Raw genomic sequence first — 12589 nt, forward strand, 5'->3', positions numbered from 1 at the left:
ATTCAGCTTTCTTCCACATTTTTGCTTTGTTGTTGTTCATGGTAGAGCCCACCAATCAGGAAGCTCAGGTAGATCAAAGATAACAAAAGAATGTTTTTACAAACGGTGAGCATATTATGGTACCAGTTTACATCGCCACAAACGCTATCAATTTGCAATTGGATGTCGTCCAAGGATTGCACAGACTGCTGATACTCTTCCGAATTTTTTGCCAATCGATTGCCGATTTCTTCAGTCTTTCCCTTTCGATATCCATCAACATACTCAACATCGATTTCCATATCTTCTAGTCGTGATAATCTAGCGATATCAAACTCGTTTATGATTTCTAGATGCCTAAAAATGACCGAAACTTCTGTTTTCGTATTCTGAAGCATCAGACAATTAAACTGGTTCTGCTCACTTTTTAGCGAGAAAAATTCCAATAATGCAACCAAGAGAACAATAAGACCAAATGCTTTCGTAGCGTTTGACAAAGAGAGTTTTGTCAAGCCAGCATTCCCAGAGGATTCTCGCACAACTCCTTGAACACCTTCATAAATTGCGCGCCATCGGCGCCGTCAATCGCACGGTGATCGAAGCTGCCGGTCGCGCTCATCACGGTTGCGATCTGCAGGCTGTCGTCGATCACGGTCGGGCGCTTCTGTCCGGCCCCGATGGCCAGGATCATCGCCTGCGGCGGATTGATCACGGCGTCGAAATTCTTGATCCCGAACATGCCCATATTGGAAATGCTCGCGGTGCCGCCCTGATATTCATGCATCTTGAGCTTGCCGGCCTTGGCGCGCTCGGCAAGATCTTTCATCTCCGTCGAGATTGCGCTGAGCGCCTTGGTATCGGCGCTGGTGATGATCGGGGTGATCAGGCCGCCCGGGATGCTGACCGCGACCGAAATATCGGCGCGCGCGAAGGTCTTGAGCTGATCGCCTTCGATCGAGACATTGCATTTTGGCACCTGCATCAGCGCGACCGCTTGCGCCTTGATCAGCAAGTCGTTGACCGACAGCTTGATACCGCGTGGTTCCAGCGATGCGTTCAGTTCGCTGCGCAGTTTGAGCAGCTTGTCGAGGTGAATATCGACGGTCAGGTAGATATGCGGAATGGTCTGCTTGGCTTCGGTCAGGCGGCGGGCAATGGTCTTGCGCATGCCGGACAGCTTTTCGGAACTGTGCGGGATATCGAAATCATTGGCTGCCGGTGTCGGGGCCGGAGTGGTGGCGGGCGCCGGGGCGGGCGCAGCAGCAGCCGCTTTGACCGGCGCCGTGCCGCCCTCTGCCGCATCAATATCCGCCTTGATAATCCGTCCGCCCGGACCCGACCCGCTGAGTGCGCCGAGATCAACGCCTTTCTGCTCGGCCAGACGCCGGGCCAACGGGCTGGCCTTGATGCGATTGCCATCCGATGGTGCTGTGGCCGATGGCGGTGAGGCAACTTTCGGTGGCGCATCTGCAACCTTCGGGGCCGCGTCCTGTGCCGGTTCTGCGGGCTTTTCCGGAACTTCCGCCACTGGCTTCGGCTTGTCTGCGGCACTTTCGTCACCTTTGGGAGCAGCGGACACATCTTCGCCTTCTTCGGCGATGATCGCAATCACTTCACCGACTTTGACATTGTCGGTTCCCTCGGCAACAACAATCTTCGCAATCACCCCTTCGTCAATCGCTTCAAATTCCATCGTCGCCTTGTCGGTCTCAATCTCGGCGAGCAGATCACCGGAACTGACCGTATCACCTTCTTTCACCAGCCATTTGGCCAGTGTCCCTTCTTCCATTGTGGGGGAAAGGGCAGGCATTTGAAGGTTGATCGGCATCGAGAGAAACCCCTGTAAAAATAGTTCGGCATGCGCTGTCTGTTTCAGCGCTATTGAAGCGGTTATGCGCAATTAGCGACAAAGTGCAACCCGGCTAAATCTTGCATATCGCAGGCTTTTGACGCAAGCATGATACTAATAGGACAAAAGCGCAGGCAAACGGGGAATTTTCATGCGTACTTACCTGGTGGTTATCGACGAAACCGAAGAGGCCAGTATCGCGCTGCGCTTTGCGTCTCGCCGAGCAATGAAGACAAATGGTGCGCTCCACATTCTGGCGCTGGTCGAAAGCGAAGGCTTTGTCGCCTGGGGCGGGGTTCAGGCGACGCTCGAGGAAGAGGCCAAAAACCGCGCAGAAGCGCTGGTGTCGAGCGCTGCCGGCACCTTGTTCGAAGAAACTGGCATTCGCCCTTCGATTACCGTCAAGGAAGGCAAGGGCCACAAGGTGGTGCGCAAAACCATGGACAAGGTCGACGGTCTTGCGGCGCTGGTTCTGGGTTCCGCTGCACATGGCGCGCCCGGTCCGCTGGTAACCCATTTCGCGGCGACAGAGGCCGGCTCCCTTCCCTGCCCGGTGATGGTCGTGCCGGGATCACTAAGCAAGGAAGAGATTGACCGTTTAAGTTAAATCCTCTGCCGATCAGGCGATTTCACCGCGCGCCGGGTAATCGTTGGCGAGCGCATAGTCGATGCCTTGCATCAACTGATCCAGCGGCGGCCGAGTAAAGGGCATGCTCTGGACGCTCGCGAAATAGAGTGTCCGATCGGGACGTACAAGAAACAGCGCAGGCTCCGAGAAAATGGCCGGTTCCGTGCTGTCCGGGCGCCCGGCAGACAGATACAGGCCCATAGTCCGCGCATCGGCCTCGCTCAGGCCATAACCCAGTATCAGTTCATCAATACCCCAGTCTTCCGCCGACTTTTGGGCTCGCTCCGCGTCATCCATGCTGATCGCGACGGCTGTCACGCCCCGTTCGGCAAAATCACCGAGTTTGCGCTGCAAGTCCCGCAACTGCCCTTTGCAGATCGGGCAATGCAGACCACGATAAAACAGCAGCAAAGTGAAATTGTCGCCAGCCCGCTGACTCAGTTGATATTGTCCACCGTCAGTTGTCGGTACGGTAAAATCGGGAACAGTCTGCGTGGGGATCAATGAGGCCATAAGGGTTTCCTTGTTGGTGTGAATAACCGCTATTCGAGCGCTGATCAGCGGAAGTTACACTAGCGGCTGCGGTGGCGAATATTCCCCGGGCGACCGCGCCTGCCTTTGCGATGAGGGCGCCCCTTGCCGTCGCGTCTGGGCCGTGATCCGCCCGGCATATGATTGGCCCCTTCCGCGAGCTCAAACAGCAGGCTGCCAGACACCGGATTGGCTTCGATCAACCGCAGGTCGATTTTCTGGCCAACCGCATAGACCGTTCCGCTGTCCATGCCTTTAAGCTGCTGCTTCTGTTCGTCATAGTCAAACCGTTCGATGCCCAGGGTGCGAACGGGAACGAGCCCGTCTCCACCGAAGGTTTCGACCGTGGCAAAAAACCCGAAATTCTGCACACCGGTGATCCGGCAGGCCAGAACTTCTCCCACATGCTGGGCAAGATGGGCCGAGATATAGCGGTCGACGGTTTCCCGTTCGGCCATCATTGCCCGGCGCTCGAGCTGACTAATTTTCTCGGCAATACTATCAAGCCGACCCGCCTGCTCTTCGCTGAGACCGCTCCGGTCCGGAATTCCGTCAAGACCGGGCTTGGGTTGCTCGAGCTTGCAGGCATAGACCAAGGCGCGGTGGACAATCAAATCGGCATAGCGCCGGATCGGACTGGTGAAATGGGCATAACTGCCGAGTGAAAGGCCGAAATGCCCGGCATTGGTGGCCCCATAATAGGCCTGGGTCTGGCTGCGCAGTATCTGTTCCATGACCAGCGGGAGTATCTCGGCTTCGCCAACCTGCGCGATCAACCGATTGAACACCGCCGGCTTGATCACCTGGCCCATCGCGAAGCTCACGTCGAAGCTCTTGAGATAGTCTTTCAGGGCAATCAACTTCTCCCGCGAAGGGGTTTCATGCACGCGATAAATAACCGGTGACTTCTTGCTTTCGAGCATTTTCGCCGCAGCCACATTGGCCGCGATCATATAATCTTCTACCAGCCGATGGGCGTCGAGCCGATCCCGGACGGCGATTTCCTGAATGCGTCCGGCATCGTCCAGAATGACGCGTTTTTCGGGAAGATCGAGATCCAGTGGTTCACGATGATTGCGCGCCTTGAAGAGCAATTTCCAGCACTGCCAGAGCGGTTCCAGCACATCAGTCTTCAGATCATGATCCATCCGGCCATCAATCGCGGCCTGAGCGTCCTCATAGGCGATGTTGCTCGCAAGGCGCACGATCGCGCGGGTGAACCGCGAAGACACCACCTGCCCCTTGGCGTTGATTGTCAAATGGCAGGCCAAAGCCGCGCGGTCCTGATGCTGTTTCAACGAACAGACGTCGGTGGACAATGCTTCCGGCAACATCGGCACGACGCGATCGGGAAAATAGACGCTATTGCCGCGTTTCAGCGCTTCCTTATCGATATCCGTACCGGGTCGGACATAGAAGGAGACATCCGCAATCGCGACAATGGCCTTGTAGCCGCCGATATTGTTCGGATCATCATCGGCAGTGGCCCAGATGGCGTCATCATGATCACGCGCATCGGCAGGATCAATGGCCACAATCGGCAAATGGGTCAAATCCTCCCGCTGGTCTTTATCCAAAGCCAATTGGGTAGCTTGTTCGGATTGTTTGATCACCGCCTCAGGAAACTCCTGGGGAATGTCATATTTATGCAAGGCAATCAGGCTAAATGCTTTGGGCGCAAAAGGATCGCCGAGGACTTCCTTCACTTTTGCCTTGATATGAGATCCGCGACCATAGGGTTCCGCCAGCACCAGATTCCCGACAACCGCATCGCCAATATCGCCAATGGCGGTGCTGCGCCTGATTTTACGGTCGACCGGTTTGAGCCAATAGCGCCCAGCCTCATCTTGCTCGACAACGCCCAGCATCATCTCGCTGCTCTGGGCGAGCTTTTTCATCATGAAGGCAATATGCCCCTGCCCACGGGCTTCGGTTCTGGCCAAGATCCGGTCACCAACGGCGAGAGCGGCCCTGCGCCCTTTTTCCTTGATCCGTAATTTGGGCACAGCAATGCCTTCAGCCTGCCATTTCTCCGGCACGCCAATGGCTTCATTGCCGTCGATCTCGATAATTTTCAGGACCGTCACTTTGGGGACGCCGCCCATTTTATGGAAGGCCCTGCCCGGTGTGCTGTCGATCAAGCCTTCATCCGCCATATCCTTTAACAGGGCTTTGAGAGCGATCTTGTCCGATCCACGCAGGCCAAAGGCTTTGGCGATTTCACGCTTGCCCGCGGGTTGATCGGACCGTTCGATGAAATCCAGTATCTGTTTGCGAGAGGGTACCTGTTTCGGCTTATGGGCTTTGGTTGGCTTTGCCATTAATAGGCTTTGCCAACCAGAATACGCTCCACCGCCGGTCGTCCGGTAAAGACGCACTTGCCCTCCACCGGTGCACCATCGACCGGTACATTGCGGAAGGTCAGCTTCAGTTTCTTCAATTTCTCGACAATCGCTTCCAGCTCATCGCCAGTGGCCTTGCACCACTCGACTTCCAGCCATCCTGGATATTTCTTATTTTCTTTGTAGAAGCGCGCAACGCCTTCAAAGTCGACAATATCCTTCTTGATATTGCCAGCGAGGCGGTCTTTGGCCTCTTGATGCAAATTGGCCTGGATGTCCTGCAACACTGCAGGAATTTGCTCCAGAAACGTCGCTTTCGCCATAATCGCGCTGTCGAGCTTGCCGTCTTCGCGATACATGGCATCACGGCGAATGACGGAAACATTGCCGCCATCAACATCGCGAGGGCCGATTTCCACTATGAACGGCGCGCCTTTCTTGACCCAGGCCCAGCGCTTGTTGGATGCTTTCGCGCCAGTCTTGTCCAGCTTGACCCGTACATTCTCACCAAAGGCTTGAAGACCGCGAATTTCCTTTTCCAGATCCTGACAGAAATCGAGCACCGCTTCGTCTTCCGCCTTGTCGCGCAGCATCGGAACAATAACCACCTGATAGGGTGCAATCAGCGGCGGAACCCGCAGTCCGTCATCATCGCCATGGGTCATGATCACGCCGCCGATTAACCGGGTCGAGGTGCCCCAACTTGTTGTATAGGCAAATTGAAACTGACCATCCTTGTCCTGAAAGCGAATATTCTGCGCCTTGCTGAATGTCTGCCCGAGGAAATGACTGGTCCCGGCCTGAAGAGCCTTCCCGTCCTGCATCATCGCCTCGATTGAATAGGTCGCATCAGCCCCTGGGAACCGTTCATTTTCCGGTTTTTCTCCTGCGACAACCGGCATCGCAAGGACATCTTCGGAAAAGCTGCGATATAATTCCAGAATATCGAGTGTTTCTTCCATCGCCTCGGCTTTGGATGCGTGAGCAGTATGGCCTTCCTGCCAAAGAAATTCGCTGGTCCGCAGGAACATCCGGGTCCGCATTTCCCAGCGCACCACATTGGCCCATTGATTGATCATGACTGGCAAATCCCGCCAGCTCTGCACCCAGCGGGAAAAAGCGGTGCCAATGACGGTTTCCGAGGTTGGACGAACCACCAGCGGTTCTTCCAATTTGGCGTCCGGATCAACAACCAGTCCGCCTTCATCATTCTTCATCAACCGGTGATGCGTGACAACCGCCATTTCCTTGGCAAAGCCATCAACATGTTCGGCTTCCTTGGCGAAATAGTCGAGCGGAATGAACAGCGGGAAATAGCAGTTTTCATGGCCCGCAGCCTTGATCCGCTGATCCATCAGAAACTGGACCCGCTCCCAGATGCCATAACCCCATGGCCGCATGACCATGCAGCCCCGCACGCCGGATTCTTCCGCCAGGTCGGCTTCCGCAATGAGCTGTTGATACCATGCAGAGAAGTCTGCTTCCCTGGTGACCGAGAGTGCGTTTTTTTTCAAAGACTGTGTTCCTGCCGCATATTAGTGCTGTCTATGAGCCAGCTATATTCTGCCTAGTCGTCAAGCTTGTCGATTTTCGATTGAATATCGGCCAGTTGTTGCTTGAGTTCCATGATTTCCCGATCCTTCTCGGAAATCTCTTCTTCTGCCGGATCCTCCTCGGCAGACGACTTGTCACCCAAGCCCAGCGGGTTGAGCGCTTTTTCGAAAACGCCGCCGAGCGGGCTCGACTTCAGGGCATTTTCGACCGCTTCCTGAAACTGTTTCTGGTTCTTGACCGCCATCTGGCCAAGCGGATTCTTGTTCAGCGCGCCTTCGACGGCTTCCTGAAATTGCTTCTGGTTCTTGCGGAAATTATCCATCGATGCCTCGAGATAGGACGGCATCAAGGATTGCATGCTGTTGCCATACATCGAGATCAACTGGCGCAGGAAAGTGACCGGCAGCATGTTCTGCCCACTGCTTTCTTCGTCGACGATGATCTGGGTCAGCACATTATGGGTGATATCTTCCCCCGATTTGGCATCCACCACGACGAAATCAATGTCCTCGCGGGTCATGTCGGCAAGGAAATCCAGCGTGATATAATTGGAAGACTGCGTGTTGTAGAGCCGCCGGTTCGCATATTTCTTGATGATGATGGGACCGTCAGGGTCGCCCTTTTTCGTCTTGGCCATGGTGTCTCCCGTTAAACATCTCAGGTCATAGCTATTTTTTACGCTGTGATGCTTCGAACAATAACTGATATGGGATTGTATTAGCTCTATTTGTGCATTGCCGCAACACATGCTGGTTTATTGGCAACATCGCGACTGTTCGTCACGGAATTGCAGGGATTATGTCTTGTGCGTATGCGATGATGCGTACGCACAGTGATCAACACCATTGGCGATCAAATCGGTCGCCCAGCCCGGTCAGCAGCTCATATTGCGACAGTCCGGATTGCTCAGCTGCTTCGGGCAGATGATAGGCTGCGGTCACCCAATCCTCTTCCGTCAGATTTGGCACAGCAGAAAGATCGATGGCGATCAGATCCATCGAGACCCGGCCCAGGACCGGTAAGCGCTTCTTTTCAAACAGAAATTGTCCGCTGTTTGAAAAGCCCCGCAGATAGCCATCGGCATAGCCGAGCGACACGATCGCTACAGCATGTTTGCGATCGGCGACATAACGGGCATTATAGCCCAGCTTGTCGCCGCTATGGAGTTCTCGCACCTGCAATATCCGGGCTTCCGGAAACGCAACTTGCTGGATCGATGCCGACAGTTCGGCGCGCGGAACACCGCCATAAATGGCAAGACCGGGTCGGGTGGTATCGAAATGATAGGCCGATCCGAGCGCAATGCCGGCGCTATTGGCAAGGCTCCGTCTTTTGCCGGAGACGCATGTTAGAGCTGATTGATAGTCGGCCAGTTGATCGGCATTCTGACCGCTGTTCTCGTCGGCAGAAGCCAGATGACTCATGACCATATCAATATCGAATAGCGCCCAGTCTATCTGCTCCAGCTCGGACTTGTTAATTCCCAACCGGTTCATGCCGCTGTTGATCATGATATCACAAGGCCGCCCGGTGGGTCGCCATTGCTGGGCCTGATTCAGGCTGTTGAGGACGGGCTTGGCGCGCGAGCGGATTGCGTACGGCAAGTCGGATGCGTCGACCCCGTTCAGCACAGACAGGGCCGAATCCGGAGCCAGCAATGCTTCGATCTGCTCGGCTTCTCGCCAGGTTGCGACAAAGAAATCCCGACAACCGGCCTTTTGCAATCGAACCACAACGTCCTTCGCCCCGAGCCCATAAGCATCAGCCTTGATCGCCGCGCCGGCGCTGGCCGAACCGCTCAGACGATCAAGATGCGTCCAGTTCTGGACCAGCGCGTTGCTGTCCAGGCGCAAACGTGCGGTGGCAGGCGCAAGGCTCGTATCTTCTCTCATCGCTGCAGCGTTAGGCTGATTATCGCGTTTCGTCGAGAGCCGCCTCGGGATCCTCGGGTATGCCCCACCAGGCGATGACAAGGCCAAATGCCACGACGATCCACGTGTACCAGAGCCCGGAATAAATATCTCCCGAGCGGGCCACGATATAGCCCGCAATCAGCGGCAGGAAGCCGCCAAGATAGCCGGCTCCGATATGATAGGGTATCGACATCGAACTATACCGGATCTTTGGTGGAAACATCTCTGACAATAGCGCTGCGACCGAGCCATAAGTCAGCGCACTGAGCATTCCGAGAATGAGCAGGATCGCGACGATACCCAGAACCCGGGCTGTTCCCGGATTCTGCTTGGTGAAGTCAAAGCCATATTTGCTCAGTTCCGCTCGAATGCCCGCTTGGCGCGCTGCACCGTCAGCCAGCCACTCCTGATCAATGGTGATTTCCTGACCGCCTGCAAACAGAGCTGGCGTCGGATCGTCCACAACGTCATAGGGCACACCGGCTGCAGTCAGGGTTTCAAGCAATTTACCGCAGTCGCTTTGTTCACGGCTGAACAGATCCGCAAAAGGATCGGTTTCACACTGCTCACCCTGAACCACGACCGGTGCTGCCGCGGCCGAAGCTGACAGTCCTGGATTGGCCAGCTGCCCAAGCCCCCAAAAAGATGGGAAAAGCAGCAGCAATGCCAATACAGCGCCCACTAATATCGGCTTCTTGCGGCCGACCCGGTCCGACCATTTACCAACCATAAGATAGAAAGACATGGAAACCAGTCCTGCAAAGAACAGGATCAGATCAACCGTCAGATTGTCGACGTTCATCGGTCCGCGCAGAAACGACATGCCAGAGAAAAAGGCGGTGTACCAGATAGTGGTCAAGATGCCGGTGATGCCGAACAGGGCGACAAAGATTCGCTTCTTGTTTCCGGGATAGGAAAAACTCTCGGTAAACGGGTTTTTGGAGGTTTGTCCCTCTGCTTTCATAGCCTGAAAAACCGGGCTTTCGTTGAGCTTCAGCCGCATCCAGAGGGATATCCCGAGCAGGATGATCGACAGCAGGAAGGGCACACGCCAGCCCCAGGCTTCGAATTCCGCTTCCGGAATCAGGAACCGGCAGGCCAGCACCACGCCGATTGACAGGACAAAGCCGCCGGCAACGCTCGCCTGAATATAGCTTGTAAAATAGCCGCGCTTTTCGGTGGGCGCATGTTCGGCGACGTAAATTGCGGCACCGCCATATTCGCCGCCCAACGCCAGTCCTTGCAGGATGCGGAGGAATATCACAATTAGCGGCGCCGCCAGGCCGATTGAAGCGGCGCTGGGAATCAAGCCGACCCCTGCCGTTGCAATGCCCATCAGGGTCACCGTTACCAGAAAGGTATATTTCCGTCCCAGCTTGTCTCCCAGAAAGCCAAACAAAATCGCGCCAACCGGACGGAATCCAAAGCCGATGGCAAAGGTTGCCCAGACCATCAATATCTCGAGGGTTTCGTTTCCGCTCGGAAAGAAAGTGGGACCGATAATGTAGAACAAGGTGCCGTAGATGAAGAAATCATACCATTCGAACACGGTCCCTGCAGACGAAGCTCCAATGACAAGTCTGATCTCCTTGTCGGTCGGTTCCCGCTGCATTGCTGCCCCTGCCTCACTGGCCATTATCTGATCCCCTCAAACCCATGAACCCATCGCGCTATCCCGGTTCGGAACAGCGCACAATCCATCATTCCAATTCCAGAATCACCGCGTCAACCGCCAGGCTGTCGCCCTGCTCTGCGTTGACCGATTTTACCACGGCATTTTTCTCGGCCCGCAGGATATTCTCCATTTTCATGGCTTCAACCACAGCCAGTGGTTGACCTTCCTCGACCTTGTCTCCCTCAGCGACATGCAGAGCGACCAGCAAGCCCGGCATCGGGCAGAGCAGGAATTTGGAGAGATCCGGCGGTATTTTCTCGATCATATGCACCGCATGCTGGGCAATATGTGCAGGAAGTACCTGCGCCTTGTGGGTTGCCCCATGGGTGTTGAGAGTAAATCCATTCGCGGTCCGGTCTATTTTTACGGACAGCGGATCGTCGTCGACGGTCGCCAGAATCAGACTGTCGCCCGGCGTGTAAGCGAGCGACAAATCAACATCCTGGTCATCAACCAAAATACCGTCTTCGGATACCGAAACCGCATGGACGGCGTCTCCGATCTTAACTTGCCATTCAGAAGGCGGCTGCAACCGTTTGCCCAGTTGATTATCGACGCGGCGCGCGCGATCAGCATGGGCGGTTGCCGCAAAAGCGGCGATGGCCGAAAGGTTCCGGAGCAGCTCTGCCGACGCCGGAGCGCCCTGAAAGCCATCGGGATATTCCTCGGCGATAAAATTGGTGGTGATATTGCCTTCCCGGAACCGGTCGTGCTGCATGAGCGCCGAGAGAAAATCGATATTATGCCCGGGACCGGTTATCTCGAACCGGTTAAGCGCATCAATCTGGCGATCAATCGCTTCGATACGGGTCTCCCCATAGGTGATCAGCTTGGCGATCATCGGATCATAGAAGATCGAAACTTCCCCGCCTTCCGCAACGCCATCATCGACCCGTATGCCGTCTTCTTCTTCAGGTGGGCGGTATTTCACCAGACGTCCAGTCGACGGCAGGAAATTGCGATAAGGATCCTCGGCATAAACGCGATTTTCAACCGCCCAGCCGGTCAAGGTGACATCGTCCTGGGTGAGTGGCAATTTCTCGCCATAGGCTACCCGGATCATTTGTTCGACCAGGTCCAGTCCGGTAATATATTCCGTGACCGGATGTTCAACCTGCAGACGGGTGTTCATTTCGAGAAAATAGAAGCTCTTGTCAGCCCCGACAATCAGCTCCACCGTTCCGGCGCTGTGATAATCCACAGCCTTGGACAGCGCGACCGCCTGTTCGCCCATTTTCTTGCGCATCTCGGGATCGACAAAGGGCGATGGCGCTTCTTCGACCACTTTCTGATGGCGCCGCTGGATCGAACATTCGCGCTCGCCGAGATAGATGACATTGCCATGCTTGTCGCCGAGCACCTGGATTTCGATATGGCGCGGCTGTTCGATAAACTTTTCAATAAACACCCGATCATCACCAAAGCTGGCAAGACCCTCGCGCTTGGTGGCTTCAAAACCTTCGCGGACGTCTTTCTCGTTCCAGGCGAGACGCATGCCCTTACCGCCGCCACCGGCGCTAGCTTTCATCATCACGGGATAGCCAATACCTCCGGCAATCTCGACCGCATGTTCGGTATCGTCAATTTCGCCGATATGCCCCGGAACCACGCTGACTCCAGCCTTTTCGGCCAACTTCTTGGATTCGATCTTGTCGCCCATCGCGGCGATGGCATTGGGCGGTGGTCCGATAAAGGCGATGTCATTTTCGGCCAGCTGTTCGGGGAAACTGGTCCGTTCGGACAGGAAACCATAGCCCGGATGCACCGCTTCCGCGCCCGTTTCCTTGCAAGCCGCGATAATCTTGTCGGCTATCAAATAGGATTCGGCTGCCGGAGACGGGCCCATATGCACCGCTTCGTCAGCCATCTTGACATGCGGCGCCCGCGCGTCGGCATCGGAATAAACCGCGACGGTCTTAATGCCCATTTTCTGAGCAGTGCGGATAACCCGACAGGCGATTTCGCCACGGTTGGCGATCAGGATTTTTTTGAACATGGCTTATTTTTTCTCGCGAACAATCACAAACAGGAAAAAGAGATATGGCAGAATGATGGATATCAAAATCGGAACAGATGGTCCGCAGGACCCGTTGCGGGCTGTTTCAATCTGAAGCGCAT

Annotated in this window: 10 protein-coding genes; 1 reads left to right on the forward strand and 9 read right to left on the reverse strand. The window is 55.3% G+C overall.

Going from position 1 to position 12589, the window contains the following annotated elements; genetic code table 11:
* Nucleotides 1-2 precede the first annotated feature (2 nt).
* Both ACZ1GS_RS08630 and ACZ1GS_RS08635 read right to left on the reverse strand, forming a co-directional pair.
* Nucleotides 3-491 (reverse strand): hypothetical protein, encoded by a 489-nt coding sequence (locus tag ACZ1GS_RS08630; RefSeq protein ID WP_472694803.1) that lies wholly within the window; start codon nucleotides 489-491, stop codon nucleotides 3-5.
* Nucleotides 488-1807 (reverse strand): pyruvate dehydrogenase complex dihydrolipoamide acetyltransferase, encoded by a 1320-nt coding sequence (locus tag ACZ1GS_RS08635; RefSeq protein ID WP_472694804.1) that lies wholly within the window; start codon nucleotides 1805-1807, stop codon nucleotides 488-490. The genes ACZ1GS_RS08630 and ACZ1GS_RS08635 overlap by 4 nt, the downstream gene beginning before the upstream one ends.
* Nucleotides 1808-1979: 172 nt before the next feature.
* Here ACZ1GS_RS08635 and ACZ1GS_RS08640 point away from each other — a divergent pair, with 172 nt between their 5' ends.
* Entirely contained in the window at nucleotides 1980-2435 is a 456-nt protein-coding gene (locus ACZ1GS_RS08640; RefSeq protein WP_472694805.1) for a universal stress protein, read from the forward strand.
* A 12-nt stretch (nucleotides 2436-2447) separates the two neighbouring features.
* Here ACZ1GS_RS08640 and ACZ1GS_RS08645 read toward each other — a convergent pair whose 3' ends face one another.
* From ACZ1GS_RS08645 to ACZ1GS_RS08675, 7 genes are all read right to left on the reverse strand, one after another.
* Entirely contained in the window at nucleotides 2448-2969 is a 522-nt protein-coding gene (locus tag ACZ1GS_RS08645; protein ID WP_472694806.1) for a peroxiredoxin-like family protein, read from the reverse strand.
* A gap of 59 nt (nucleotides 2970-3028) precedes the next feature.
* Complete coding sequence (rnr, locus tag ACZ1GS_RS08650; protein WP_472694807.1) at nucleotides 3029-5308, reverse strand: ribonuclease R; 2280 nt, start codon at nucleotides 5306-5308, stop codon at nucleotides 3029-3031.
* A complete protein-coding gene (gene proS / locus ACZ1GS_RS08655; RefSeq protein WP_472694808.1) occupies nucleotides 5308-6843 on the reverse strand; it encodes a proline--tRNA ligase in 1536 nt (511 codons plus the stop codon). Before proS ends, rnr begins: the two co-directional genes overlap by 1 nt.
* Before the next feature lie 53 nt (nucleotides 6844-6896).
* Nucleotides 6897-7520: a polyhydroxyalkanoate synthesis repressor PhaR gene (gene phaR / locus ACZ1GS_RS08660; protein ID WP_472694809.1), complete on the reverse strand. Its 624-nt coding sequence runs from the start codon at nucleotides 7518-7520 to the stop codon at nucleotides 6897-6899.
* 199 nt (nucleotides 7521-7719) lie between these two features.
* The gene (alr, locus tag ACZ1GS_RS08665) at nucleotides 7720-8775 is read right to left on the reverse strand and encodes an alanine racemase (protein ID WP_472694810.1); all 1056 of its coding nucleotides are present in this window, start codon (nucleotides 8773-8775) and stop codon (nucleotides 7720-7722) included.
* Between the two features lie 19 nt (nucleotides 8776-8794).
* Nucleotides 8795-10432 carry an MFS transporter gene (locus ACZ1GS_RS08670; protein ID WP_472694811.1) on the reverse strand — a complete coding sequence of 546 codons (1638 nt, stop codon included), beginning with the start codon at nucleotides 10430-10432 and terminating at the stop codon, nucleotides 8795-8797.
* Nucleotides 10433-10496: 64 nt separating this feature from the next.
* On the reverse strand, nucleotides 10497-12467 hold the full coding sequence (locus ACZ1GS_RS08675) for an acetyl-CoA carboxylase biotin carboxylase subunit (RefSeq protein WP_472694812.1): 1971 nt from the start codon (nucleotides 12465-12467) through the stop codon (nucleotides 10497-10499).
* Nucleotides 12468-12589: the final 122 nt, after the last annotated feature.

This window comes from Parasphingorhabdus sp. W113, assembly GCF_055693205.1.

Excerpts from the sequence above, each read along its gene's own strand:
- ACZ1GS_RS08635 (WP_472694804.1), bottom strand. The coding sequence starts at position 1,807 with ATGCCGATCAACCTTCAAATGCCTGCCCTTTCCCCCACAATGGAAGAA.
- ACZ1GS_RS08640 (WP_472694805.1), top strand. The coding sequence starts at position 1,980 with ATGCGTACTTACCTGGTGGTTATCGACGAAACCGAAGAGGCCAGTATC.
- ACZ1GS_RS08645 (WP_472694806.1), bottom strand. The coding sequence starts at position 2,969 with ATGGCCTCATTGATCCCCACGCAGACTGTTCCCGATTTTACCGTACCG.
- rnr (WP_472694807.1), bottom strand. The coding sequence starts at position 5,308 with ATGGCAAAGCCAACCAAAGCCCATAAGCCGAAACAGGTACCCTCTCGC.
- phaR (WP_472694809.1), bottom strand. The coding sequence starts at position 7,520 with ATGGCCAAGACGAAAAAGGGCGACCCTGACGGTCCCATCATCATCAAG.
- alr (WP_472694810.1), bottom strand. The coding sequence starts at position 8,775 with ATGAGAGAAGATACGAGCCTTGCGCCTGCCACCGCACGTTTGCGCCTG.
- ACZ1GS_RS08670 (WP_472694811.1), bottom strand. The coding sequence starts at position 10,432 with ATGGCCAGTGAGGCAGGGGCAGCAATGCAGCGGGAACCGACCGACAAG.
- ACZ1GS_RS08675 (WP_472694812.1), bottom strand. The coding sequence starts at position 12,467 with ATGTTCAAAAAAATCCTGATCGCCAACCGTGGCGAAATCGCCTGTCGG.